Source organism: Sphingomonas sp. CFBP 13720, assembly GCF_014842075.1.
Classification (GTDB): Bacteria; Pseudomonadota; Alphaproteobacteria; order Sphingomonadales; family Sphingomonadaceae; genus Sphingomonas.
Window position 1 is genome coordinate 300,317 of sequence record NZ_JACYVA010000001.1, and the last position, 24,437, is coordinate 324,753.

Annotated in this window: 23 protein-coding genes and 1 other RNA gene; 6 read left to right on the plus strand and 18 right to left on the minus strand. The window is 66.5% G+C overall.

The annotated features are described in order from the left end of the window. Positions 1-176 precede the first annotated feature (176 nt). The 11 genes from IFT55_RS01460 to IFT55_RS01510 form a co-directional block, all read right to left on the minus strand. Entirely contained in the window at positions 177-479 is a 303-nt protein-coding gene (locus IFT55_RS01460; protein WP_342029199.1) for a (2Fe-2S) ferredoxin domain-containing protein, read from the minus strand. Beyond that, positions 476-1,012 carry a J domain-containing protein gene (locus IFT55_RS01465; protein ID WP_192088618.1) on the minus strand — a complete coding sequence of 179 codons (537 nt, stop codon included), beginning with the start codon at positions 1,010-1,012 and terminating at the stop codon, positions 476-478. Before IFT55_RS01465 ends, IFT55_RS01460 begins: the two co-directional genes overlap by 4 nt. Positions 1,013-1,071: 59 nt before the next feature. Further along, positions 1,072-1,473: RNase P RNA component class A (gene rnpB / locus IFT55_RS01470), an RNA gene on the minus strand. 32 nt (positions 1,474-1,505) lie between these two features. Beyond that, positions 1,506-2,189: an N-acetylmuramoyl-L-alanine amidase gene (locus tag IFT55_RS01475; RefSeq protein WP_192089628.1), complete on the minus strand. Its 684-nt coding sequence runs from the start codon at positions 2,187-2,189 to the stop codon at positions 1,506-1,508. Positions 2,190-2,257: 68 nt separating this feature from the next. Next, the gene (locus IFT55_RS01480; protein WP_192088619.1) at positions 2,258-3,088 is read right to left on the minus strand and encodes a CheR family methyltransferase; all 831 of its coding nucleotides are present in this window, start codon (positions 3,086-3,088) and stop codon (positions 2,258-2,260) included. Further along, a complete protein-coding gene (locus tag IFT55_RS01485) occupies positions 3,085-4,119 on the minus strand; it encodes a chemotaxis protein CheB (RefSeq protein ID WP_192088620.1) in 1,035 nt (344 codons plus the stop codon). The genes IFT55_RS01480 and IFT55_RS01485 overlap by 4 nt, the downstream gene beginning before the upstream one ends. 15 nt (positions 4,120-4,134) lie before the next feature. Beyond that, positions 4,135-4,500: a response regulator gene (locus tag IFT55_RS01490; RefSeq protein WP_192088621.1), complete on the minus strand. Its 366-nt coding sequence runs from the start codon at positions 4,498-4,500 to the stop codon at positions 4,135-4,137. A gap of 76 nt (positions 4,501-4,576) precedes the next feature. Beyond that, entirely contained in the window at positions 4,577-5,017 is a 441-nt protein-coding gene (locus IFT55_RS01495) for a chemotaxis protein CheW (protein WP_192088622.1), read from the minus strand. A gap of 2 nt (positions 5,018-5,019) precedes the next feature. Then, the gene (locus IFT55_RS01500; RefSeq protein WP_192088623.1) at positions 5,020-7,332 is read right to left on the minus strand and encodes a chemotaxis protein CheA; all 2,313 of its coding nucleotides are present in this window, start codon (positions 7,330-7,332) and stop codon (positions 5,020-5,022) included. 53 nt (positions 7,333-7,385) lie between these two features. Beyond that, positions 7,386-8,024, minus strand: coding sequence for a histidine phosphotransferase family protein (locus IFT55_RS01505; RefSeq protein ID WP_192088624.1), 639 nt, complete (start codon positions 8,022-8,024; stop codon positions 7,386-7,388). After that, a complete protein-coding gene (locus IFT55_RS01510; protein ID WP_192088625.1) occupies positions 8,021-8,512 on the minus strand; it encodes a Mov34/MPN/PAD-1 family protein in 492 nt (163 codons plus the stop codon). The genes IFT55_RS01505 and IFT55_RS01510 overlap by 4 nt, the downstream gene beginning before the upstream one ends. 17 nt (positions 8,513-8,529) lie before the next feature. Between IFT55_RS01510 and IFT55_RS01515 the strand changes: the two genes are divergently transcribed. From IFT55_RS01515 to mtgA, 3 genes are read left to right on the plus strand one after another with little or no spacing between them, the layout of a single operon-like run. Then, positions 8,530-9,486, plus strand: coding sequence for an RluA family pseudouridine synthase (locus IFT55_RS01515; protein ID WP_192088626.1), 957 nt, complete (start codon positions 8,530-8,532; stop codon positions 9,484-9,486). A 51-nt stretch (positions 9,487-9,537) separates the two neighbouring features. After that, positions 9,538-10,443, plus strand: coding sequence for an RNA polymerase sigma factor RpoH (gene rpoH / locus IFT55_RS01520; protein WP_192088627.1), 906 nt, complete (start codon positions 9,538-9,540; stop codon positions 10,441-10,443). Positions 10,444-10,492: 49 nt separating this feature from the next. Beyond that, the gene (mtgA, locus tag IFT55_RS01525; protein WP_192088628.1) at positions 10,493-11,218 is read left to right on the plus strand and encodes a monofunctional biosynthetic peptidoglycan transglycosylase; all 726 of its coding nucleotides are present in this window, start codon (positions 10,493-10,495) and stop codon (positions 11,216-11,218) included. Between the two features lie 19 nt (positions 11,219-11,237). Here the strand turns inward: mtgA and IFT55_RS01530 are convergent, their stop codons facing one another. The 7 genes from IFT55_RS01530 to IFT55_RS01560 form a co-directional block, all read right to left on the minus strand. Further along, a complete protein-coding gene (locus tag IFT55_RS01530) occupies positions 11,238-11,489 on the minus strand; it encodes a hypothetical protein (RefSeq protein WP_192088629.1) in 252 nt (83 codons plus the stop codon). A gap of 77 nt (positions 11,490-11,566) precedes the next feature. Further along, a complete protein-coding gene (locus IFT55_RS01535; protein ID WP_192088630.1) occupies positions 11,567-11,890 on the minus strand; it encodes a YbaB/EbfC family nucleoid-associated protein in 324 nt (107 codons plus the stop codon). Continuing rightward, positions 11,887-13,536, minus strand: a complete 1,650-nt coding sequence (locus tag IFT55_RS01540; RefSeq protein WP_192088631.1) for a DNA polymerase III subunit gamma/tau — start codon at positions 13,534-13,536, stop codon at positions 11,887-11,889. The genes IFT55_RS01535 and IFT55_RS01540 overlap by 4 nt, the downstream gene beginning before the upstream one ends. A 220-nt stretch (positions 13,537-13,756) precedes the next feature. After that, positions 13,757-15,613, minus strand: coding sequence for an ABC-F family ATP-binding cassette domain-containing protein (locus IFT55_RS01545; RefSeq protein ID WP_192088632.1), 1,857 nt, complete (start codon positions 15,611-15,613; stop codon positions 13,757-13,759). 66 nt (positions 15,614-15,679) lie between these two features. Continuing rightward, entirely contained in the window at positions 15,680-17,320 is a 1,641-nt protein-coding gene (locus IFT55_RS01550; RefSeq protein WP_192088633.1) for a serine hydrolase domain-containing protein, read from the minus strand. A gap of 167 nt (positions 17,321-17,487) precedes the next feature. Further along, positions 17,488-18,255 (minus strand): hypothetical protein, encoded by a 768-nt coding sequence (locus IFT55_RS01555; RefSeq protein WP_249403517.1) that lies wholly within the window; start codon positions 18,253-18,255, stop codon positions 17,488-17,490. Positions 18,256-18,341: 86 nt separating this feature from the next. After that, complete coding sequence (locus IFT55_RS01560) at positions 18,342-20,081, minus strand: class I adenylate-forming enzyme family protein (RefSeq protein WP_192088634.1); 1,740 nt, start codon at positions 20,079-20,081, stop codon at positions 18,342-18,344. 146 nt (positions 20,082-20,227) lie between these two features. Here IFT55_RS01560 and IFT55_RS01565 point away from each other — a divergent pair, with 146 nt between their 5' ends. From IFT55_RS01565 to IFT55_RS01575, 3 genes are all read left to right on the plus strand, one after another. After that, entirely contained in the window at positions 20,228-22,249 is a 2,022-nt protein-coding gene (locus IFT55_RS01565) for a 3-hydroxyacyl-CoA dehydrogenase NAD-binding domain-containing protein (protein WP_192088635.1), read from the plus strand. A gap of 1,038 nt (positions 22,250-23,287) precedes the next feature. Beyond that, on the plus strand, positions 23,288-23,548 hold the full coding sequence (locus IFT55_RS01570) for a hypothetical protein (RefSeq protein WP_192088636.1): 261 nt from the start codon (positions 23,288-23,290) through the stop codon (positions 23,546-23,548). Beyond that, on the plus strand, positions 23,511-24,380 hold the full coding sequence (locus IFT55_RS01575) for an acyl-CoA thioesterase (RefSeq protein WP_192088637.1): 870 nt from the start codon (positions 23,511-23,513) through the stop codon (positions 24,378-24,380). The genes IFT55_RS01570 and IFT55_RS01575 overlap by 38 nt, the downstream gene beginning before the upstream one ends. Positions 24,381-24,437: the final 57 nt, after the last annotated feature.

Below are 24,437 nucleotides of genomic sequence, written 5' to 3' on the forward strand. Positions count from 1 at the left end.
GCAGATTGTCCTTGGGACCCGACAGCAGCCATTTCCCCGGCGTCGCAGAAACGTCATTTTGACAGCTCGATGGCGACTCTCGACGGACGGGTCGGGATAAGACCGCTCGCCCTGTACGATGGTCGTTTCTCTTGTCTGGCCTATCGAGCGGAACACCCGGTCCGGGCCTAGCCGCCCTAACCGATCCCCAGCCGTGCGGCGACGGCATCCAGATCATCGCCGGGATGCACCAGCAGCCAGTGCGCCGGCGTCGCGGAATCGACGACGACCACCGCGCCCTTCGGACAGACGTCGAGGCACTTCACCTCGACCACGCCGGCACGCGCCTTCGGTCCGTTCTTCAGTTTCAGATGCCGACGCAACGCCTTGGCGAGCGGCTTGCCATCTTCCCCGAACCCGGTGTCCAGCTTGCGCGAACATTTCGCGCAGACCAGCACCGCCTTGTCCCATCGTGCGCGTACGCCGTCGGGTCGCTTCACGCAGGCTTCCACGTTCGGCGTTCCTCGGCGACGCGCAGCACGTCGTACGCCGCCTGGATCGCGTGGAACCGCTTCGCCGCATCAGCATCGCCGGGACGGACGTCCGGATGATACACCTTCGCCAGCTTGCGCCACGCGAGGCGGATCGTGTCGAACTCGGCATCGGGATCGCATTCCAGCACTTCGAGCGCTTTCATCTCGTCGCGCGAACGGCTGCCGTCGCCCGACCCCGCCCATGCGTAGTGCGATGCGTTGGCATAGCCGTTGGCGGTACGCTGTTCGTCGGCCTCGCGCGCCTTGGCGTCTTCCTCGTTCAACCCTTCGAAGTAATTCCAGCCGCGATTATATTCACCGGCATGCGTTTCGCAGAAATACCAGCGTTCGGGACTGTTGGGCGATTTGGGCGCGGGCCGGTCCCCCGGAGCCTCGCAACCATGGCGATCGCACAGCCGCACCGGCTGCGCCTCGCGCCCCGCCGTATAGCCCCGCCAGCGAGGAAAGCCCCAGTCGTTCGATCGCGTGTAACGTGCCATCGATCCGAAATAGGCGAAGCGCGCCCCGAAGCAAGCCGTAGCGCAGTACGCAGGGCGTGAATGTCAGAGGGTCTGTAAGCCGGGTTCTGTCCACCCGCCGAAGCGGGATAGGCGACCATTCCTCTTGGGCGACGCTTGCGCGGCGCCTCTAGCAACCAACCCGGGCGGCGGGCCGGAACGATGCCCCGGAACGTGTCGCCACGTTCCATGCCGCCCCTATTCGGTCTTGCTCCCGGTGGGGTTTGCCATGCCGCTGCCGTTGCCGGCCGCGCGGTGCGCTCTTACCGCACCCTTTCACCGTAACCCGGCCGAAGCCAAAGGCCGTCTGCTCTCTGTGGCACTTTCCCTGAACCCGCGGCGCAAGCCGCAAGCCCGCCGGGCGTTACCCGGCACCGTCGTTTCCGTGGAGCCCGGACTTTCCTCGGCACGCTTGCGCGTGACGCGGCCGCCCGACCCTCTGACGCCGCCGCCCTAGCGGGGTGCGGCGTCGGGTTCAATCCTCGCCCTGCGGCCTTGGCAGCAACAGTGCGAGCAGCAGCATGCGACATTCGCCATCGATGATGCCGTCGATCATCTCGGGCCGGAAGCGGCGCTGGAACGCGACGACCGCCGCCTCGCGATCGGCGACGTCATAGCCGAACCGCTCCAGCGCCAGCAGAAAGCCGCCGTCGCTCCATTCGGGGTCCATCAACCCGCGCGCCGGTCGCGGCAGCGCCAGCCGCAACCGCGCCAGTTTACCCCATGGGAACAGTTCGCCGGGGTCCTGTTTCCGGGCCGGCGCGATGTCGGAATGCCCCACCACGTTGCCGCGCGTGATGCCGTGGCGTTCCTTGATATCGTGGACCAGCGGGATCAGCGCGTCGATCTGCGCATCGGGGAACGCGCGATAGCCCCATTCATGGCCGGGATTGACGATCTCGATCCCGACCGACGCACTGTTGATGTCGGTCACGCCGCGCCAGTGCGACCTGCCCGCGTGCCATGCGCGATGCTCCTCCCCGACCAGCCGGTGGATGGTGCCGTCCTCGTCGACAACGTAATGCGCCGACACCTTCGCCGCCGGATCGGTCAGACGCGCGATGGCGGACGCCGCGTCCTGCATCCCGGTATAGTGCAGCACCAGCATCGTTACCGGCAAATCCCGCGCGTCGAAATTCGGCGACGGCGTCTCGAACATGTCCACCCGGCTTCTCCCGCTCACGCCTGTCCCCTCGTTGCGGCGGCGCGGCGCGAAAGGCAACAGCGTCAGGCGGGCCGATACAGTCCGCGATAGCGTTCCGACGGGACAAGCGCGTCGGTCTGTCCGATCACGGTCTCACCTGCGCCCAGCACCAGCAGGCCGCCGGGCCGCAACGCGGTCGCCAGCCGGTCGAGCACCAGCCGGCGCATGTCGGGCGAAAGGTACAGCAGGACGTTGCGGCACAGCACGATATCGAACCGGCCCGGAGGAAGCGGATCGGCGATCAGGTTGTGGACCGCATACAGGATGCGATACCGCAACTCGGCCTTCGCCTCCCACATATCGTCGCGGGCATCGAACCACTGCACCATCCGCCGGATCGGCAGTCCGCGCTGGATCTCGAACTGCGTATACCGCCCTGCCCGCGCACGCGCGAGGACGCGGGCCGACAGGTCGGTCGCGCGAATCTCCGGGATCGACATGCCGGTCTGAAGGTGGCGTTCGGTGAACAGCATCGCCAGCGACAGCGGCTCCTGCCCGGTCGAGCACGCGGCGGACCAGATCCGCAACCGGCGGTCCCCCGCCTCCTGCGCCATGTTCGCTGCCGCCTGCGCCACCAACTCGATCACGGCGGCGTCGCGGAAGAACGACGTTTCCTGATTGAGCAGCGCGTCGACGACCGCGTCGGCCAGACCGGGGTCGGCGTCCACTACCATTCGCGCAACCAGTTCGTCGATCGACCCCAGCGACCGTTCGCGCAGCAGCGGTTGCAGCGTGCTGTCGATCCGCCAGTTGCGGCCGATATCCAGTTGCTGACCGGTACGCTGTTCCAGCAGCGCGACGATGACGCCGGCGGCACCACCACGCGCGGCATGGGGAAGCTGCTGCACGGTCATGCGGGGCGTTGTCCGCGCGCGATGAACTGGCCCAGTTGCGCGGGCGTGCCGATGGCCAGCGTCAGCCCCGCCTCCGTCACCGCGCGCGGCATGCCCCATACGACCGACGTCGCCTGATTCTGTGCCGCGACGACGCCCCCGGCCGCGCGGATCGCGCCCGCGCCCTGCAATCCATCGCGCCCCATGCCCGACAGCACGATGCCCAGCGCCCGCGGTCCGAACAGCCGGGCGATCGATTCGAACATCGGATCGACCGACGGCATGCAGCCCGTCGCCGACGGTGTGCGATCGAGCCGGATCGCGGCACCGTCCGGGGCCTGTACCACCCGCATATGCGCATCGCCGGGCGCAAGGATCACCCGCCCCCGCCGAAGCCGCAACCCATCGCGCGCCACGTCGACCGGGCGGGCGGCCAGCCGTTCGAGTTGTTTCGCGAAATAGGGCGTGAAGCTTTCGGGCAGATGCTGGGTAATCAGGATCGGCACGTCGAACGCCGCAGGGATCGCGTCGAGCAGCGGCGGCAATGCATGGATGCCGCCGGTCGACGCGCCGATGGCGACGACATCGAACGCGTCGCCGACCGCCGAACCATCCTCCCCCGGCTCCATCGCGCGATGGATCGCCGCCGTCAGCTCATCGGCAAATCGCCCGGCCATCGCCGCCGACGCCGGCTTGGCGAAGGTCGCCACCGCTCCCAGCGAGCGGGCGTGGAGTGCGGCGGGCGAACCGTCGATGCAATCGGACGACAACACCATGATCCGGCTTGCCGGTGCCGCCTGTGCCAGCACCGGCAGGCCCGACAGCCCGTCCATCCCCGGCAGGTTCAGGTCGAGCAGGATCAGGTCGACGGCATTGTGCGCCAACAGGCCCAATGCGGCCTCGACGCTGCTGACCGCGGCATGGACGACATGTCCCGCCATCGCATCGACGACCCGCGCGACCACGACCCGCGTGACCACCGAATCATCGATGAGCAGCACGCGGACCGGGTCCGGCGAAGCGGCCACGGCGACGGAAGGAAGGGCGACCATCGCCGGTCGCTCCGGTCAGGCGACGCCGACAATCTGGAGCTTGCTCTCCAGCGTTTCGCGATCGAACGGCTTCATGACATATTCGTCCGCCCCCGCCTCGATCGCCGCGCGGATATAGGCCATGCCGTTCTCGGTCGTGCAGAACACCACCTTGGGACGCTGGGCGATCGTGCTTTCGCGCAGCGCGCGCAGGAAATCCATGCCGCTCATGACCGGCATGTTCCAGTCGAGCAGGATGACGTCGGGCGGCGTGGCGAGACAGCTGTCCAGCGCCTCGCGGCCATCGCCCGCCTCGCGCACCTCGAAGTCCAGCGTTTCCAGTATGTGCCGGGCCACCTTGCGGATCACCTTGGAATCATCGACGACCAAGCAACTCTTCATGCCAAGAACCCCTAATACTCGTTCGTCCTGCCTCGCACGTTTTGTGTGAGTTTCGGGTTAAGACGGACTGCCGCTTTTAGGCCGCGACGCGGGTCTGCCGGCCGATGCGCGCGACGATGGCGGACAGGTCGACGATCAGGACCGGGCAGTCGTCGATCTCGATCATGCCGGTCGCCACCGCGCGCCATGCCGGCCCCAGCACGAGGCCCGAAGCCAGCGGCAACGCCTGAAATTCGGCAACGTCGTCCAGCGCATCGACCTGCAATGCATAATAATGTCCATCGACGCGGGTGACCACGGCACGTTGCCGGCCCATCCGCGATTCCCCGCCGCCCATCACGATCGCGGCATCGACCACGGTCACTACCCGGCTGCGCAACGCGGCCAGCCCCCGCACATCGGGCGTCGTGCGCGGGATCGGGGTGATCGCGCCGATATCGACCACCGATTCGACCTGACCGGACCGGATCGCGATCATCTGGCCTTCGATTTCGGCCAGTAGGAAAAGATCGTGCATCGTCATTCTCCGACCGCGCGGCGCATCGCATGCAACAACTGCTCGCGGTCATACCGGTACACGCTGCCGTCGCCGGTATCGCCCGCCGCCATGCGCAGCCGGACGACCGGGACGTCCGCCGATCCGGCTACCGCCGCCCCCGCCTGCGCAAGGATCACGACCGGTCGTTCGTCGGGGCCGATCCGGTCGACCGTGCGGTAGCCCGCCTGTTCCAGCATCGGTCGCAGGAAGCTGCCCATCCAGCCGCCGGTATCCGCCAGCAGGCATACCGGGCGTGCGGCATCGGGTGAAGGGACGTCGACGGCATGTTGCGCGAACAGCCATAGCGGATCGACCTGCTCCACCTGTTCCCCGTCGAGCAGGACGACGCCGGCGGCCGGTCCCGGTCCGGCGGCGGGCACGAAATTGTCGGGCAGCGCGATGATATCGATCGCGTCGTCGATGATATAGGCGACCTCGACATCGCCATCGGTCAGCCGCAGCATCGCGACGTCACGCTCCGGCACCGGCGCGATCGCGATCGCCGACACGATCCGCCCGTCGATCGCGAGACGCAGCCGCCCGGCGACCGAACGCAGCGTCGTGGCGGAGATCCGTTCGATCCGGTCGACCGCCGTCAGCGGAATGACCCGGCGCTCTCCGTCCAGATCGCGGAACAGCACTGCCTGAACCGCAGGCTGGGCCGCTTCCGCTTCTTCCTCCGCCCGCTGCAACGCCTCGGTGAATTGCAGGCCAGCCAGTTGCGCGACGCCCGAACAGTCGAGCAGCAGCATCGGCTGTCCGGTGTCCGGCAGCGTCTGTCCGGCGTACAGACCGGCCGCCATGACGGGGGGCGCGGCGGGCCGCACCACCAGTTCCTCGGTATCCAATACCTCGTCCACCGCGATGGCGAAGTCGCCCGCGCCGATGCTGACGATGACCAGCATCCGGTCGCCGGTCCGGCCCGGTTCGTCGATCAGCGCACACAGGTCGACCACCGGCAACCGGCGGTCACGCACCGCCGCGACCTGCGTATCGCCGATCCGGTCGATCCGGGTCGATGCACCGCGCTCCGCCACGATCTCCTGGATCGACGATCGCGGGATCGCGAAGCAATGGCTGCTGGAACGAACGATGATCGTCGACACGATCGACAGGGTCAGCGGCACCTGCACCACGATGCGCAGTCCCCGGCCGGACACGTTTTCCAGTGCGATCCGCCCGCCGATCTGGTCGATCGCGGCCTTGACCACGTCCATCCCCACGCCGCGACCCGAAATCTCGGTGGCGGTATCGCGCGACGACAGCCCCGCCGCAAAAATCAGTTCGCAGCGTTCGCGATCGGACAGCGCGCGCAACTCGCTCTCGTTCCGCCGGTCGTGCGTCACCAGCTTGCGGATCAGCGCCTCGGTATCGATCCCGCGTCCGTCGTCGGCGATCTCGATCACGATCTGGTTGCCCGACTGTCGCGCGCCGATGTGCAGCCGGCCGGCGGGTGGCTTGCCCGCCGCGCGGCGCTCGACAGGCGATTCGATGCCATGGTCGATCGCATTGCGGATCAGATGGACCAGCGGATCGCGCATCACCTCGATCATGCCGCGATCGAGTTCTACGTCGCCGCCGTCGATGACCAGCGTCACCGTCTTGCCCACCGCGGCCGCTGTATCGCGCACGACGCGCGGCAAAGGCGAGAACAGCGTTTCCACCTTCTGCATGCGCGTGCGGGTGACCGTGTCGCGCATGTCGGCGACCGACCCGGACAATCGCATCAGCGCCGCCTCCAGCGCTGGGTCGGGATCGGCTTCGCGCAGCCGGCGCGCCAGTTCGTTGCGCGCCAGCACCATGTCGGACATGCCGCTCATCATCCGGTCGAGCAGGTCGACGTTCAATCGCACGCTGCGTTGCGGTGCCCGGGCGGCGGGTGCGGCGGTCGGCGCGGTCGCAGGGGCGGCTGCGGGTGGCTCGTTCGCGCCTTCGACGAGCGCGGCGATCAGCAGATCCTCGCCGCCATCGGGCAGCGAGACGCCGACGTCGATCGCCTCGACCAGTTCACCGATCCGGTCGACCACCGCCAGCACCGCGTCGACCAGCGCACGGTCGGGCTTGCGCTTGCCTTCGCGAACGTCCGACAGCGCGTCTTCGGCAGCATGGCTCAACCGCATCAGCCGCGGCAGGTCGAGAAACCCGCAGCTCCCTTTGACGGTGTGGACGAACCGGAAAATCGCATCCAGCCGGGCGCGATCGTCGGGCGCGGCTTCCCACGCGACGATCTCGCCCGACAGCGCTTCCAGCGTCTCGCGGGTTTCCGCGATGAATTCCTGTATCAGATCGTCCATGCGGCCCCGCCCGTTCGTGGACGATCCTTGCCGCGTGCGGGTTAAGGCGGAGTTTACCGGCCGCCGAACGATGCGCCGAACAAAAGCACGGGGGAATCGGCAGGTGACACCTGCAACTCGCCCCCGCCCTCCTCGACCAACGCGCGTGCCAGCGACGCGGCGGCCGCGCGCGGCGTCATCATCGCCTCGTCGCCCAACAGCGCGCCGCGCAGTTCGGCGTCCAGTACGATGCGCGGGCCATCGGCGCGCACGACGATATCGACTCCGGTCCCGGTCATTTCCGCGCCGATATCCAGTTGCCCGCCGCGTACCAGCGCGTCGCCCGCGATCAGCGCGAGGTTCAACAGCACCTTGACCGCAGGCTTGGGCAGCGCCGGTGATTCGACCAGCCAGCCGATCTTGACGCGATGGCCGGTGCCGAACAGCCCCTCGATCGCGGCCTTCGCCTCGCGCGTGTCGATCGAATCGCCGAAGCCACCCGCCGCGCCGAACGCCAGTCGAAAGAATTTCAGCTTGTTCGCCGACGCCCGCGCGCTGTCGGCCAGTAATTCCAGACAGCGGGCGCGCATGTCGGGATCATGCTCGTCGGCCAGCAGTTCGAGGCCGTTGTTGAGCGCCCCGACCGGGCTGAGCAGATCGTGGCACAGTCGCGAACACAGCAGGCTGGCGAAATCGGTAGGAGTGATGTTCAACGCCGCACTTCCCGTTGGCCGATGGACGTCAACGTCCCGGTGTCGTCCATCTGCACCGCTTCGCACCATATATCAACGCGGTTCGCGCGCACCAGAAAGCGAACCGGGTCGAACCGCCCATGGCGCAGGCCAGCCGGAACCGCCCGCCACACGCGGGCGACGCCGCCGCCCATGATCAGCCACAACCGCCCGTCGGGATCGGCACGCGCGGCGTCGGTCGGCGACGGGTCGGGATCGCCCGACGGATGCGAATGATACCATCCCGCGATGCCCGGCGCATCGGGCCGACGCGTGTCACGCCACGCAGCCAGCAGCGCGCCCGGATCGATCTCGAAATGCCGGGCCGGGTCGGGAGCGACGTTCGCGGCCGGATCGGCACGGACGACCTCCGGCCCGATCCCGCGCAGGATGCCACAGATTTCGTGGCGGCGGCCATCGGCACGGCGCAGCAGGTCGAGCAGCAGGTCGCTTGAAAAAACGGGGTTCATACCCATCTTCCTGCCAGATGGACCGGGGGGTTTCCACGATCGAGGCGCGCATTTCGGATGCCGCGCACGGGCAACGGATCGACAAGGCGCTGGCCGATGTCGTGGCCGATCTTTCGCGCGAACGGATCAAGGCGCTGATCGGCGACGGCCATGTGTCCGGTCCCGATGGCCGCGTATCGGATACGTCCCGCAAGGTCGTGGCGGGACAGTGCTTCACGATCGCCGTTCCCGCCGCCGTCGCACTGGACACGCCGGCGCAGGATATTCCGCTGAGCGTGGTGTACGAAGACGAGCATCTAATCGTCGTCGACAAGCCGGCCGGGCTGGTCGTCCATCCCGCCGCCGGCAACCTCGACGGCACGCTGGTTAACGCTCTGCTTCATCACTGCGCGGGGCAGTTGTCGGGCATCGGCGGGGTGGCGCGGCCCGGTATCGTCCATCGCATCGACAAGGACACGTCGGGCCTGCTGGTCGTCGCCAAGAGCGACGCGGCGCACGCAGGGCTGGCGCGGCAGTTCAAGGATCACAGCATCGACCGCCGCTATCTGGCGATCGCGTCGGGGCGGGTGAAGGCGTCGGAGGGAACCATCGACGCGTCGCTGGCGCGCTCTCCGAACGATCGGAAGAAGATGGCGATCGTCCATTCGCTCACGGCCAAGCACGCGGTGACGCACTGGCGCAACCTTCGGCCGTTGTCGGGGGTGGCGACGCTGATCGAATGCCGGCTGGAAACCGGGCGGACGCATCAGGTGCGGGTGCACATGGCGTCGATCGGTCACCCGCTGCTGGGCGATCCGGTCTATGCCGGCCGTCGCCCGGCGCTTCGCCAGACGCTGGAAACCATGGGTTTTCGACGACAGGCGTTGCATGCCGCGCATCTGGGGTTCATCCACCCTGTGACAAGTATCGCTTTAGCGTTCGACAGCGACCTTCCGGCTGACATGCAGGAACTGTTGGTGCATCTACACGGTTAAGATTGCGGCGATGCGGCATACCCGCCCGCCCCGAGGCAAGGGAGTATCAACATGGCTATCGGCAGCAACGTCCCCGCGACGATCCCTGCACTCGGCGGCGAGGCGAGTCTGAACCGCTATCTATCGGAGATCCGCAAATTTCCGATCCTGGCACCCGAGCAGGAATATATGCTCGCCAAGCGGTTCCAGGAGCATGGCGACCCGGAGGCCGCAGCGCAGCTGGTCACGTCGCACCTGCGGCTCGTCGCGAAGATCGCGATGGGCTATCGCGGCTATGGCCTGCCGGTCAGCGAACTGATTTCCGAAGGGAATATCGGGCTGATGCAGGGGGTGAAGAAATTCGAACCCGATCGCGGCTTCCGCCTAGCCACCTATGCGATGTGGTGGATTCGCGCGTCGATCCAGGAATTCATCCTGCGGTCGTGGAGCCTCGTGAAGATGGGCACCACGGCGGCGCAGAAGAAGCTGTTCTTCAACCTGCGACGGATGAAGTCCAAGTTGGATGCGTTCGAGGACGGCGACCTCAGCCCCGAGCATCTTGCCAAGATCGCGACCGATCTGGGCGTGACCGAGGACGAGGTCACGTCGATGAACCGGCGCATGGCGATGGGCGGCGATACGTCGCTGAACGTGCCGATGCGCGAGGATGGCGAGAGCCAGTGGCAGGACTGGCTGGCCGACGACGGCCCGTTGCAGGACAGCGTTGTCGCCGAAGCGCAGGAGGCGGATGTCCGTCACGGCATGCTGGTCGAGGCGATGGACGATCTGAACGACCGCGAAAAGCATATCCTGACCGAACGCCGTCTGACCGACGATCCCAAGACGCTGGAAGAACTGAGCCAGGTTTACGGCGTCAGCCGTGAGCGCGTCCGTCAGATCGAGGTGCGCGCGTTCGAAAAGCTGCAAAAGGCGATGATGCGGCTGGCCGGCGACAGGCGGATGCTGCCGGCGACCTGACGTTCGGGCGGCCTTGCCCTGCCCGGTCGCTTGCGACTAGGCGGAGATCATGGCTGCCCGACCCGCGTCCCGCCCGAAACCGAAGCCCCAGCGGACATGGGTGCGGTGGACCCTCACCTGGGCCACGCGCTTCGTGCTGGGGTTCGTCGTACTTTCCGTGCTGTGGGTGTTGGTGCTGCGGTTCGTACCGCCGCCGATCACGGTCACGATGTTGGGCGACGTTCCGACCGGCCATGGCGTCACCAAGACATGGCGGTCGCTGTCGACGATCGATCCCGACATGCCGCGCGCGGTGATCGCCGGCGAGGACAGCCGGTTCTGCGCGCATAACGGGTTCGATTACGTCGCGATCGCCAACGCTGCACGCCGCAACGCGACTGGCGGACGCATCCGCGGCGGATCGACGATCAGTCAGCAGACCGCGAAGAACGTGTTCCTGTGGCAGGGCGGCGGTTACTTCCGCAAGGGGCTGGAAGCATGGTTCACCATGCTGATCGAGGCGATGTGGGGCAAGCGCCGGATCATGGAAGTATATCTGAACGTGGCGGAAACTGGCATCGGCACGTACGGCGTAGAGGCAGGCGCGCGACGCTATTTCAAACACGGGGCCGACCGGCTGTCGTCGCGTGAGGCGGCACAGATCGCTGCGGTGCTGCCATTGCCCAAGAAGCGCGCCGGGATCGCGCCGACCGGGTTTACCGGCCGCTATGCCCGGACGATCGACCGGCGCATCGGGGTAGTCCGGCGCGAGCGACTGGACGGTTGCCTGTCCTGAGCCACCCGCGCCGGGAAGATTACTTGACCGCCTTCTCGACCGCGTCACCGGCCTTGTCCGCTGCGCCGCCGACGCTCTTGGCCGCTTCGGTCACGGCGCCGGTACGCGCATTGTCGTTTTCCGCCCGGTTAAGCAGGAAATAGGCGCCGACGATGACGACGATCAGCACCGCCAGACCGATCAGCAGGCCACCGCCAGAACTGCGGCGTTCGATGATCGTCGTGTGTGGCGTGCCGTTGGTCGTCACGGTTTCGACGCGATCGGGTTCCATGGTGCATCCTCCCTTATATTTTTACTACCGGCGACAACCGGCGATCGGGGGAGTTGTTCCATGCCCGTTCCGACCGGTCAGAACGGCAGCTTGAAGCCCGGCGGCAGCGGCAGGCCACTGGTCAGCTTGGACATTTCGGTCGAGCTGGCCGCATCCGCCTTGGCACGCGCGTCGTTGAACGCTGCCACGACCAGGTCTTCCAGCATGTTCTTCTCGCCCGGCTGAAGCAGCGAATCGTCGATCTCCACGCCGAGGATGCGCCCCTTTGCGGACGCCCGAACCTTGACCAGACCGCCGCCGGATTGTCCGTCGACCTCGATCGTGTCGAGATTAGCCTGCGCCTTGGTCAGTTCGTTCTGGACGTTCTGCGCCATGGCCATGATGTCGTCGATATTCTTCATCGCGCGATACTCCCGTCGCTGCGTTGCCAATGATCTAGGGTGGCATCCGGGAACGCCTGAAAGGCGGCCGCCACCAAGGGAGAGTCGAGGATCGCGTCGCGTTCCGAATTGGCGAGCGCCAGTTCCTGTTCGCGCAACGTATCCTCACCCGCGCCCTCGCCGATCAGAACGCGCCAATGGGTATCGGTGATCCCCTTGAGCGCCTGTTCCAGATCGCGGGCGAAATCGGTGGGCAGCGGACGACTGCCACCCAGTTCGATCAGATGTGGTTCCAGCCGGATTTTCCGCGCGCAATTGCGGAATTGCGCCTCCAGCGAATGGCGGCCGTGCTTCGACAACAGTGCCGCGACCTGTTCCATCGTTTCGGGCAGCGGATCGGCCACCGCCTGTTCCGCGACCGGCTCGGGCGGCGGCGGCGCGGCGGGCGCGACCGGCAGCGACGGCATCTGGCCAGATGCCAATTGCCGCGCCAGTTCGCCCGGGTCCGGCATCGACGAAGCATGGACGATGCGCAGCAACGCCATTTCACAGGTTTCGATCGGCAGCGCGGCGCGCGATACCTCGTCATGCCCCTTCAGCAGCAACTGCCAAAGGCGGTGGAGCATGGGGAAGGACAGCGCGCTCCACCCGTCGAACGCTGCGCGTTCCTCCGCTGACTGTCCGGGACCACGATCGCCGCCGACCTTGACGATCGTCACGGCATGCACGGTTTCCAGCAGTGTGCGCAGTACCGACGCCGGGTCGACGCCAAGGTCATATTGCGCCCGCAGCGCGCGAAGCGCACCCGGACCGTCGGCCTTGAGCAACAGGTCGAACAGCGTGCGGATCGCGCCGCGATCGGACAGGCCCAGCATCTGACGCACGCTGTCGGCACGAACCCCGCCGCCGTCCATGCCGCCATGCGCGATCGCCTGATCGAGGATCGACAGACCGTCGCGCGCCGACCCTTCCGCCGCGCGCGCGATCAGCGCCAGCGCCTCGTCCTCCGCCTCGACGCCCTCTTCCTGCACGACATGCGCGAAATGCGCGGCGAGCAGGTGGGCCGGGATGCGGCGCAGGTCGAACCGCTGGCATCGCGACAATACCGTCACCGGCACCTTGTGCACTTCGGTCGTCGCGAGCAGGAATTTGACGTGCGCGGGGGGTTCTTCCAGCGTCTTCAGCAGCGCGTTGAACGCCGGGGTCGACATCATGTGGACTTCGTCGATGATGTAGATCTTGAAGCGCGCCGAAACCGCCGAATAGCGTACCGCCTCGGTCATCTCGCGCACGCTGTCGACGCCGTTGTTCGACGCAGCGTCGATCTCGATCACGTCGATATGCCGCCCCTCGGCGATCGCCCGGCACGGTTCGCACACCCCGCATGGATCGATGGTCGGTCCGCCCTGCCCGTCCGGTCCGATGCAGTTCAGCGCCTTCGCGATCAGCCGCGCGGTCGACGTCTTGCCGACCCCGCGCACGCCGGTCAGCAGGAACGCATGCGCCAGCCGCCCACGCTTGATCGCATTGCCCAGCGTGGTGACCATCGCGTCCTGCCCGATGAGCTGACGGAACGATTGCGGCCGATATTTGCGCGCGAGCACGCGATAGGGCTGCGCCGCCTCCGGTACGGGCGGCAGGTCGAGCGCGAGGAAGGAGTCGGACATTGCGATCGTTCCTAGCGTGGACGGGGGCCGGTGTCGAAGGTAGCTTGGTATCCGTCGCCCATATCGATGAACGTCACCCCAGCGAAGGCTGGGGTCTTTCGCCGTTCAGGCGCTTCGCCCTCCCCAGGGAGACCCCAGCCTGCGCTGGGGTGACGTCATGCCGTGAGGGTGAAAGAGGGCATGTCAGTCCAGCCCGGCGCGACTACCGCGACAATCCCCCCTACGCCGCCAGCGCCTCCAACGCCTCGTTCGCCACCATCCACTTCGCCTCGGCCGCCTCGATCTCGGTATCGAGCGAGGCACGGCGCTTCATCAACTGCGCCATCGTCAACTTCGCCAGCGCCGGCGTCGCCTGCCCCGCCATCGCCGCGTCGAGTGCGTCGCGCTGTTCGGTCAGCTTGAGCAGATCGCGTTCGATCGCCTGCGCGTCCTTCTTCAGCACCTGCGCCTTCTCGCGGGCTTCGGCGGCGGCCTTGCGGTCGTCCTTCTTGTTCGCCTTCTTCGCCTTTTCCTTGGCGGAATTGCCGAGGATCAGCGCGATATAATCGTCGATCGACCCGTCGAATTCCTTGGCCGTGCCGTCATCGACCAGCACCAGCCGGTCGGCGGTCGCCTCCAGCATGTGGCGATCATGGCTGACCAGCAGCACGCAGCCGGTATAGGCGTTCAGCGCCTGGACCAGCGCCTCGCGCGCGTCGACGTCCAGATGGTTGGTCGGTTCGTCGAGGATCAGCATGTGCGGCGCTTCGCGGGTGATGAGCGCCAGCGCCAGCCGCGCGCGTTCGCCGCCCGACAGCTTGCCGACCAGCGTGACCGCCTTGTCGCCCGAAAAGCCGAACCGGCCGAGCTGCGCGCGCACCGCGGCTGGTGACGCGCCCTTCATCTGGCGCGTCATATGCTCCAGCGGCGTGTCATCGGTGCTCAGTTCCTCGACCTGATACTGGGTGAAATACCCGACCTTCATCTTGCCGGCCGCGTTCATCTCGCCGTCCATCGGCGCCAGCTGTGCCGCGAGCAGCCGGGCCAGCGTCGTCTTGCCGTTGCCGTTGCGCCCCAGCAGCGCGATGCGGTCTTCGGGATCGATGCGCAGGTTCAGCCGCTTCAGGATCGGCACGTCGGTATAGCCGACGCTGGCCATGTCGAGCGTGATGAGCGGCGGGCGCAATTCGTCGGGATCGGGAAAATCGAACGACAGGCTGGGATCTTCGGCCATTGCCGCGATCGGCTTCATCTTCGCGAGGATCTTCATGCGCGATTGCGCCTGCTTCGCGGTCGACGCGCGCGCAGAGTTCTTCGCGACATATTCCTGCAGCTTGGCACGCTGCACCGCTTGGTTCGCACGCGCCGATTCGATCTGCGCGAGGCGTTCGGCGCGCTGCTTCTCGAACGCGTCATAGCCGCCCGGATACAGCGTGATCTTACCCTGATGCAGATGCAGGATGTGATCGACGACGTTGTTCAGGAAATCGCGTTCGTGGCTGACGACGACGATCGTCGCCTTGTAGCCCTTCAGGAAATCCTCCAGCCACATCACCGCTTCAAGATCGAGGTGGTTCGACGGTTCGTCGAGCAGCAGCACGTCGGGCTGGCTGAACAGCAACGCCGCCAGCGCGACGCGCATCCGCCAGCCGCCGGAATAGCTTTCCAGCGCGCGGCCCTGCATCTCGTCGTCGAAACCAAGGCCGACGAGGATGCGGGCGGCACGGGCGGGCGCGCCATAGGCATCGATCGCCAGCAGCCGTTCGTGGACCTCGCCCAACCGGTCGGGATCGTGGCACGTCTCCGCCTCGATCATCAGCGCGGCGCGTTCGACATCCGCTTCCAGCACGGTTTCGAACGGCGTCGCCTGTCCGGCGGGCGCTTCCTGCGCCACATAGCCCAGCCGGCTGCCGCGCGGCATTTCAGCGGTGCCGTTATCGGGTTCCAGCATGCCGGCGATGACGCGCACCAGCGTCGACTTGCCCGCGCCGTTGCGGCCGATCAGCCCGACGCGACTGCCCGGCGGCAGCGCCGCACTGGCATTGTCGAGGATCGTCCGCCCACCAAGGCGCACCGTGATACCGTTCAGATTCAGCATGCGCGGGCACCTAGCAGTTTTCGCTGCGTTTGCGAAGGGCGGCGGCACCAACCGCCGCCCTTCGCGTCAGTCGCGCGTCGCGGGGATCGTCCGCCCGCCCTGCGCGACCTCCAGACCCGTGATCCTGCCGTCTTTTTCGAGGAAGCGGACCTTGGCACCGACCTGCGCCACCTCGAACTCGGTCGGGGACAGCGCGCGCAGCGGGAATGCCGGCTGGCCCGCGACCTGTACGGTCAGGCTGCTTGCCGCCTGCGTCACCGCGATCTTGCCGAACACCGCGGCATAGCTGCCGACATAGCGGGCAAGCGTCGCTGCCGGTACTGCCACGGCGGCGGCCTCCACCGGGACCGGACCGGTCCGTGCCGCCGGTCCATCGACATCGACGCCATCGGTAAAGAACACCAGCCGGGGCTGCCCCGCCGCGTCCCGGCCCAGTTCGATCCAGTTCAACCCGTCCTTGCCCAGCACATAACGGTTCGCGCCGACCGGTATCAGCGGCGTCGACTGGTCCGGGCGCCGATATACCAGCTTGCCGTCCTCCATGCGCAGCACGCGGTCCTTCCCGCCGATCCGGTAGGTGCCGAGGAACGGTTCGACCGCCGCCGGGTCCAGCGGTTGCGGCGCAAACGTTGGATAGGGCTTATTCGCCGCCAGTGCCGCCAGCCGCCGCAGCACGACACCCGGCGAAGTTTGCGGTTCGTCACTGTTGGTCAACACGGTGACGACCATGTCGGGACCGGGCAGGAACATGGTATCGCTGGCGAACCCGAAGATGCCCCCGCTATGCCCGACGACGGGCAGTCCGTGGACGGTTCCGGGCCTCACGCCGAACCCATAGGGGCGCGTCGTACCGTCCGGCAGCGTCGTCGGCGCGATCATCTGCGCGTACAGCGCGGGGGGCAGCAGCTTGCCATGATGCAGCGCATCGCCCCAGCGCGTGACGTCGCCAGCGGTCGCGACCAGCGCCCCGGCTGCGCCGGGAACGCTCATGTCGATCGCTTGTGACACCTTGGGATCGTTGCCGGTATAGCCGGTGGCCATCGCGCCGCCCGGTACCGGGTCGTTGCCATAGCGAATGCTGCGCAAGCCTTGCGGCGCGGTCAGTCGTCGGACGACTTCTTCATGCCACGGCTGCTTCGCCACCGCTTCGATGACCGCACCGACGAGAATATAGCCGCTATTGTTATAGGCCCATGCCGTACCCGGTGCGCTCACCGGCGGCTTGCCCCGGAACACCGCGATCATTTCATCGGTGGAATATCGCCGCGCGGTATTCGCCTCGCTCAGCCACCCCGGAATGTCGGTATAGCTTTGGATTCCGCTCGTATGGTTCAGAAGCTGGCGGATCGTGATGTCCCGCCCACCCGGATAGTCGGGAATGAATTTCGACAGCGGGTCGTCCAGAGCCACCCGGCCTTCGGCGACCATCTGCAACAGCGTGGCCGATGCGAACTGCTTCGTGATCGATCCGATGCGAAACACCGTGGCCGCCGCGACGGGCCGTTTGGTGGCGATGTCGGCCATCCCGCGCTGCGCCTCGTACACGACGCGACCGTGTTCGCTGATCGACACCGACACCCCCGGGCCATCGGCGGCATAGGATTGCGCCAGCAAGGCATCGGCACGCGCCTTGAACCCCTCGGGTAACGCGCCCGCCGGTGAAGCGCTGATGACGACCGCGATGGACGCGAGAACGATTTGACGCATGATGACTCCCCAGATTTTGAGGAGTGTATTGGCGATATGCTACAGTATGTCAATTCGCGGATGGTCGTACGGGCTATCCGAACGAACCGCGCGACGCAGTCAAACGACCGCAGCCGGCACCTCGCCCATGTCCCGCCAAGAGCGTGCTACAAAGGCGAACCCATCCGTCACATCGGCGGAAACGGCGGATAGTCCAGCGGTGCGACGGTCTCGCCCGCGCCGCCCACGACGACCGTGCGATACAGGGCAAGGCCGGGCGGGCTGGCGGCGACGATCTCCATCGCGAACTGGACCGCGACGATCGTGGCGATGCCCCAGATCCATGCGCGGTGGACCCGCCCCGTGCGGCGACGGTCGGCAAATGCACCGATGATCGGGAAGATCAGCACCGCCGCCGTCACGCCCCATGCCGCCCATGGGATCAGCAGCGGCATCGGCAACAGCCGCCCAATCGCAGGTCCGGTCAGCGTGGCCATGGCGCACAGCATCAATCGGCGATGCCAGTCGGTGCGGCGGCGCAACCGGATCGCGGCGGCGAACAGTCCGCCGAAGCACAGGACGCCCAGCACGTTCATGAACAGGAACAGCGACGGCGTGAAGAAGAACGGGGCCGCCCCGCGTCGCACCATCATCACGGTCATGTAGATGCCAAGCACCACCACGACCGCCGCCCATCCCACCGCGATCCAGCCGACCCGGCGGTGCAGCGTCATCGTGCCGCGATCGACCAGCGCGCTTTGCAGGACGAACAACGCGGTCCATCCGAAGAATACCAGCGCATGGACATGCAACAGGACCGGCGCGGCGAAGGTAGACCGCCCCATCGCGACCTGCATCGAGAATCCCAGCATGATGACCACCGCCATCGCGATCGCCATTTTCAGGAAGAAGCGCCGGTCGTCGACCGCACGTCCCGGCATATGCATGGTCGCCATAATAATCTCCCCCGTTGCCCGGACGGAAGATACTATGATTTACTTGGCCGGTACAGGCTTAGCGTGTCCGCCGCCCCCGACGTGATCTACGTACCCGTGTCGCCGAACATAATGCGCAACGCGTGCTTCACGATCTTGCCGCCCGCGTTTCTGGGCAACGCGGCGTCGACGAAGCGGACCGCGACCGGCACCTTGAATCCGGCGAGCCTCGCTCGCACGAAATTCCGCAATTCGTCTTTGGTCGCGGTAAATCCGGGGCGGAGGTGAACGATCGCGACCGGCTGCTCCCCCCAGATTCGGTCCGGCATGCCGATCAGCGCGGCATCGGCGACGGCGGGATGAGCGTGCAGCACGTTCTCCACCTCGATCGAATAGATATTCTCGCCACCCCGAATGACGATATCGCGCAGGCGATCGACGATATGGCAGAAGCCGTCCGTGTCCAGCCGAGCCAGGTCGCCGGTACGGACCCACCCGTCGACAAAGGTCGCGGCGGTCGCATCGGGTCGCCGCCAATATCCCTTCACGATCATCGGCCCACGTGCCCACAACTCGCCGACCTCGCCGGAGGGCAGTTCGCGCGATCCGTCGGTCGTCATGACCTTCAGGTCGGCAACCGCGACCGGCTGGCCGCAACTGGTCGGTCGCGCCAGATAATCCGGGCCGCCATGCTGGGTCACGGTCGCCATCGTTTCGGTCATGCCCCAGCCATTGCCGGGAACCGCGCCCAGTTCCGCATCGATGCGCCGGACCAGTTCGGGCGCGGAAGGCGCGCCGCCATAGTTGATCGTATCCAGCGACGACAGGTCGTACGTGGCGCGATCGGGATGGTCGAGTAACTGCCACGCCACCGTCGGCACGCCGCCGGTGACCTGTACCCGCTCCCGTTCGATCAACCGCAACGCCTCGCCCGCGTCCCAGTGCGGCATCAGCACGATCGTACTGCCTGTCGCCATCGCGCCCATCAGGATCGCGCTGCACCCGGTGACATGGAACAGCGGCACGACCAACAGGATGACGCGCGGTTCGGATATCGGTGCCCGCCCCCGCCGCAGCATCGTCCGTGCGGCGGCATAGCCCGACGACAGGATGTTGGTGCACAGATTGCGATGCGTGCCGACCGCGCCGCGTGGCCGACCGGTGGTGCCGCTGGTGTAAAAGATCGTCGAATCGTCGTCGGGCGCAATCGGCGTTTCGGGCAGCGGTCGATCGGGCAGCGCGGCGTAATCGGCACAGCGGCCGATCACGGTCTCCAGCGCGCGGCCGATACCCGTCGGCGGTTCCGACGCGCGGGCGACGAGGATATGGCGTAGCGACGGCATCGCCGTTCCAGCGTCGGACAACCGCCGGAACCGGTCGCCATCGACCATCAGGATCGTCGCATCGGCATCCTCGATCGCGAACGCCAGTTCGGCGGCGGTCCACCGCGCATTCAACGGTACGCAAATTGCGCCGATACTGACGATGGCGAAGAACGCGACCGGCCATTCGGGCAGGTTGGACATCGCCAGCGCGACCCGGTCGCCTTTTGCCACGCCCAGTGTTCGAAAATGCCCGGCCAGCGCGGCAATCGCACGGAATTGCGCTTCATAGGATACGCGGTCCTCGCCATGGATCGCGGCCAGTCGCTCGCCATGCCCACGCGACAGGCGGGCGACGGCGGCCAGATCGGGCGGCGCATGTTTCCAGACGCGCGTTGGCACGCCGTCGACCATCGCCTGCGCCATTTCGAACCGCGCACCCGGCGCCGTCAGTTCGGCACGCACCGCGTCCAGCGAAAGCGGCCCGGCGGACGCGGCGTCCATCGCTTCGTTCGCACGCACCATGTCGCTCCGCAGAATATCGGGTTTGTCGTTCTGCCGTTCGGCCAGATCGGCTGCACTTGATTAGCGCATCGCCAGCGACGATAGAAGACACCACGTCCGGCAGTATTTTCGAATAACCGGTATGCAAAAAAATGGAGTGTGCGGCGATGACGGTGCAGATCGAACGGCATGGTGACATCCTCGTCGCGATCGCTGACAATCCACCGGTCAACACGCTGAACGCCGCTGTCCGGCTGGGACTGAAAGCAGCGATCGAACAGACCGCCGCCGACGACACCATCCGCGCGCTCGTCATCGCCTGCGCCGGGAAAACCTTCTTTGCGGGCGCTGACATCACCGAATTCGGCAAGCCACCGGTCGAACCGCTCCTGCCGCAACTGACCGACCTGATCGAGGCATCGGACAAGCCGGTCATCGCCGCGATCCACGGCACCGCACTGGGCGGCGGATGCGAGGTCGCGATCGCCAGTCACTACCGGATCGCGGTAGCCGATGCGAAACTGGGTACGCCGGAGGTCAAGCTGGGCCTGCTGCCCGGTGCCGGCGGAACGCAGCGCCTGCCACGACTGGCGGGGATCGCCACGGCACTGGAACTGGTGGCAAAGGGTGATCCGATCGGCGCGGTACGGGCAAAGGCGGCGGGGATCATCGACCGGCTGGCGGACGGAAACCGCCTGCTCGACGAAGCCATCGCCTTTGCCGGGGAAGTCGCCGACATTCGCCCCCTGCCCCGTACGTCCGAACGGCCCCTGTCCCCCGACCCGGATGCCGTCGCCGCGTTCGAACGCGCCAATGCCCGCCGGTTCCGGGGCTATGAGGCACCGGCTGCGACCATCGCATGCGTGGTGAAGGCCAGCGAAACCGCCTATCCCGAAGGGGTCCAGTTCGAACGCGAACAGTTCATGAAGCTGATCTTCGGCGTACAGTCGGCGGCGCAGCGCCATCTGTTCTTCGCCGAACGCAAGGCGGGCCGGATCGACGGCATCGCCGACAGCGTTGCACTGCGCCCGATCGCAAAGATCGGCGTCGTCGGCGCAGGGACGATGGGTGGCGGGATCGCGATGAATTTCCTGTCCGCCGGGATGCCCGTCACGATCGTCGAGACGCGGCAGGATGCATTGGATCGTGGGACCGCGACCATCCGTGGCAATTACGATGCGACCGCTGCGAAAGGCCGGATGACCGGCGATCAGGTGGCGGCTGCGATGGCGTTGCTGACGCCGACGCTCGACATTGTAGCACTGGCCGATTGCGATCTTGTGATCGAGGCGGTGTATGAGGACATGGCGGTCAAGCAGGACATTTTTCGCCGGCTGGACGCGGTCTGCAAACCCGGCGCGATCCTCGCGACGAATACCAGCTATCTCGATCTGGACGTCATCGCCGCCGCGACCGCCCGGCCACAGGACGTGGTGGGGCTGCATTTCTTCTCACCGGCGAACGTCATGAAATTGCTGGAGGTCGTGCGTGGCGCGAAGACCGCCGACGACGTGCTGGCAACCGCGATGGCGCTGGCGAAGAAGATCCGCAAGGTCGCGGTGGTGGCCGGGGTGTGCGATGGCTTCATCGGCAACCGCATGCTGATGCCGCGCCAGATCGAAGCGATGAAGCTGTTGCTCGAAGGGGCCACACCCGATCAGGTCGACCGGGTGCACGTCGATTTCGGCATGCCGATGGGACCGTTCCAGATGGCCGATCTGGCCGGTGTCGATATCGGATGGCATCGCGATCCGACCCGCATCGAAAACATCCGCGACGCGCTGGCCGCCGAGGAACGCTGGGGCCAAAAGAAAGGCGCGGGCTTCTACGATTACGATGCGAACCGCACGCCGTCGCCTTCCCCGCGCGTGGCGGAAATCATCGCCGACTTCCGCGAACGCACCGGTACGCCGCAGCACGACGTGACCGATCAGGAAATCGTCGAGCGCACCCTGTACCCGATGGTCAACGAAGGCGCGCGAATCCTTGCCGAAGGCAAGGCGCAACGGGCGTCCGACATCGATGTGGTGTGGGCCTATGGCTATGGCTGGCCGCCCTATCGCGGCGGGCCGATGTTCTGGGCGAATATCGAAGGCGCGGCCAAGATCGTCGCGGGGCTGGAAAAACACGGCTTCGCCGTCGCGCCGCTGTTGCGCGAGAAGGCCGAGACCGGCGGTCGGTTCAACTGATCCGAATGGCGAGCGCGCAAGCGGCGTATCGCGTGCGACTCGCTCTACGCAGAGCGGACGGACAAGCTTTGTCGTTCTGGGGCGTGTTGCACGCAAGGCATCGGCTAACCAACGGGCGAGCCTTGAAGCCGCAAGTCGTACCGTGCCGACCGACCCGGATGGTGGTCGGGTGAGGATGGCCGGAACCCGACCACGCCGTCCGTACGAACCGGTCGCGACGAAAGCGCTGGCGATCGATACGGCATGCGGGGAAGCAGGCATGTGCGGATGATGCCCGCTCGCCGATGCCGCGCCTGCGTCGTTCGAAACGCCGGTAATGCAGCCATGCCGTCGTTGCGCACCGTAAGGGCGACGGCGATGACCCCGGCTTGCCGGCACGGAAGGATCTGCTGGTGATGCCCGCCCCCAAATGCCGTAGCGCGTGGCGCGAAGCGTCGGCATGCAGCTACACCGTCAGCCCCGACCGAGCCGTGGTGACAGCGATGGCGATGGCGATGGCGATGGCGATCGGCGGAGGGTTCGCGGTTAGTCGATGACAATTGCCACGACGGTGCTTGTCGCCTGCACTATCATCCCTTCGAACCTATTCCGGGGTCCACGGTACGGCAATCGTCGGCGGTGGGCCCTCTTTCCGCATCGCTTCCTGTCACATGGACCCAGGAACAGGTCCAGATCACGCGAGGAGACGACTTCCAACGGAATGCCGATCCGCCATGGCAGACTTTTCCGACTATCTCCTCCAGTATCCTGCTACGCGTCGTTCCAGACCGTGGGAATGTCGCAATGCCGTCGCTACGGACCGCGCAGGCGCCCGTAAAGGCGACCGATTGCCGGTTCGGGGCGGGAACGGCTCTCCCGATGGCGCTAACCCGCCAATCCCGCCGCGCGCCGTTAAGACAGATCGGCGAACCGCGCCCATGGACAGCGGGGCGTCATCGATCGGATCGGCCCGCATGGAAACGATAGGTGCGATCGATCCGGTGGGCTTCCCTGTGGTGCGCATAGACTTTGCGTCCCGTCGGAGCCGGGAGCAGCACCATGCCCGCCGCTCAATGCTCGTTCGGCGCGATCATGGGCAGTAGCATTTGCGCGGCGGCTTCCATCCGCTTCGTCGCCTCGACTGGCACGGCCGCCCACCGGTTCGGATGCGGCATCGCTCGGGTTTCGGTCGGCTCGCACGCCGGTGAAGCCATTGCAGGTGTCGAAGCGTTCGGGGCGAACCCCGATCCCCGCAATCGCTATCAAAACCGAAGGGAGCGTCATGATCGATCCGACCGTATTGGCGGCGCAACTCACTAGCCTGCTCGACGTCGAGGAAATCGATACCGACCTGTATCGCGGCGCGCGGCAGCCCGGCGGCGAAGGACGCGTGTTCGGCGGACAGGTCATTGGGCAGGCGCTGCAAGCGGCGCAACGGTCGGTCGGGCGCGACAAGACCGCCCATTCGCTCCACGCCTATTTCATGCGGCCGGGAGACGAGGCGCACCCGATCCTCTACCGGGTCGTCCATGATTTTACGGGTCGCAGCTTCGCCAACACGCGCGTGATCGCGATCCAGAAGGGCCAACCCATTCTCAACATGGCAGCGTCCTTCCACATCGCAGAGGACGGCATGCATCATCAGGATGCGATACCCGACATACCCCCGCCCGAATCGCTGACGTCCGAACGCGAACTGCGCGAACATATGGGCGACCGGATACCGCCGGCCCTCCGCGCGATGTTGCTGCGCGCGCGGCCGATAGAGATCCGTCCGGTCGACGGGGTTGACTGGCTTGACACGACGCCGCGTCCGCCGGTGCAGCATAGCTGGTTCCGCGTGGTCGCCCCGGTCGGCGACGATCCCGACCTGCACCGCGCGATGCTGGCCTATGCCAGCGACATGCTATTGCTGGGCACCTGCATGCTGCCGCACGGTGTCCACTGGATGACCGGACAGGTGCAGACCGCCAGCCTCGACCATGCGTTGTGGCTGCATGCGCCGTTCCGGGTCGATGAATGGCTGCTCTATTCGACGGATAGTCCATGGGCTGGCCACGGTCGCGGGTTCAATCGCGGGCGGATATTCACACGCGACGGACGATTGGTGGCAAACGTCGCGCAGGAAGGGTTGATCCGGTTGCGGGAGTGAAGGGTCGTGGCGCCAGCGCGACCGACTGATCCGGGGTGGCGGGAATCTTATTCCGAT

What these genes read in the sequence shown, in the direction of transcription:
- IFT55_RS01540 (WP_192088631.1), bottom strand. Translation starts at nt 13,536, where the DNA reads ATGTCCGACTCCTTCCTCGCGCTCGACCTGCCGCCCGTACCGGAGGCG.
- IFT55_RS01555 (WP_249403517.1), bottom strand. Translation starts at nt 18,255, where the DNA reads ATGGCGACCATGCATATGCCGGGACGTGCGGTCGACGACCGGCGCTTC.
- IFT55_RS01515 (WP_192088626.1), top strand. Translation starts at nt 8,530, where the DNA reads ATGGACCGGGGGGTTTCCACGATCGAGGCGCGCATTTCGGATGCCGCG.
- IFT55_RS01575 (WP_192088637.1), top strand. Translation starts at nt 23,511, where the DNA reads ATGATCGATCCGACCGTATTGGCGGCGCAACTCACTAGCCTGCTCGAC.
- IFT55_RS01490 (WP_192088621.1), bottom strand. Translation starts at nt 4,500, where the DNA reads ATGAAGAGTTGCTTGGTCGTCGATGATTCCAAGGTGATCCGCAAGGTG.
- IFT55_RS01485 (WP_192088620.1), bottom strand. Translation starts at nt 4,119, where the DNA reads ATGGTCGCCCTTCCTTCCGTCGCCGTGGCCGCTTCGCCGGACCCGGTC.
- IFT55_RS01530 (WP_192088629.1), bottom strand. Translation starts at nt 11,489, where the DNA reads ATGGAACCCGATCGCGTCGAAACCGTGACGACCAACGGCACGCCACAC.
- rpoH (WP_192088627.1), top strand. Translation starts at nt 9,538, where the DNA reads ATGGCTATCGGCAGCAACGTCCCCGCGACGATCCCTGCACTCGGCGGC.
- IFT55_RS01535 (WP_192088630.1), bottom strand. Translation starts at nt 11,890, where the DNA reads ATGAAGAATATCGACGACATCATGGCCATGGCGCAGAACGTCCAGAAC.
- IFT55_RS01495 (WP_192088622.1), bottom strand. Translation starts at nt 5,017, where the DNA reads ATGCACGATCTTTTCCTACTGGCCGAAATCGAAGGCCAGATGATCGCG.
- mtgA (WP_192088628.1), top strand. Translation starts at nt 10,493, where the DNA reads ATGGCTGCCCGACCCGCGTCCCGCCCGAAACCGAAGCCCCAGCGGACA.
- IFT55_RS01565 (WP_192088635.1), top strand. Translation starts at nt 20,228, where the DNA reads ATGACGGTGCAGATCGAACGGCATGGTGACATCCTCGTCGCGATCGCT.
- IFT55_RS01510 (WP_192088625.1), bottom strand. Translation starts at nt 8,512, where the DNA reads ATGAACCCCGTTTTTTCAAGCGACCTGCTGCTCGACCTGCTGCGCCGT.
- IFT55_RS01500 (WP_192088623.1), bottom strand. Translation starts at nt 7,332, where the DNA reads ATGGACGATCTGATACAGGAATTCATCGCGGAAACCCGCGAGACGCTG.
- IFT55_RS01475 (WP_192089628.1), bottom strand. Translation starts at nt 2,189, where the DNA reads ATGTTCGAGACGCCGTCGCCGAATTTCGACGCGCGGGATTTGCCGGTA.
- IFT55_RS01480 (WP_192088619.1), bottom strand. Translation starts at nt 3,088, where the DNA reads ATGACCGTGCAGCAGCTTCCCCATGCCGCGCGTGGTGGTGCCGCCGGC.
- IFT55_RS01550 (WP_192088633.1), bottom strand. Translation starts at nt 17,320, where the DNA reads ATGCGTCAAATCGTTCTCGCGTCCATCGCGGTCGTCATCAGCGCTTCA.
- IFT55_RS01465 (WP_192088618.1), bottom strand. Translation starts at nt 1,012, where the DNA reads ATGGCACGTTACACGCGATCGAACGACTGGGGCTTTCCTCGCTGGCGG.
- IFT55_RS01545 (WP_192088632.1), bottom strand. Translation starts at nt 15,613, where the DNA reads ATGCTGAATCTGAACGGTATCACGGTGCGCCTTGGTGGGCGGACGATC.
- IFT55_RS01560 (WP_192088634.1), bottom strand. Translation starts at nt 20,081, where the DNA reads ATGGTGCGTGCGAACGAAGCGATGGACGCCGCGTCCGCCGGGCCGCTT.
- IFT55_RS01570 (WP_192088636.1), top strand. Translation starts at nt 23,288, where the DNA reads ATGCCCGCCGCTCAATGCTCGTTCGGCGCGATCATGGGCAGTAGCATT.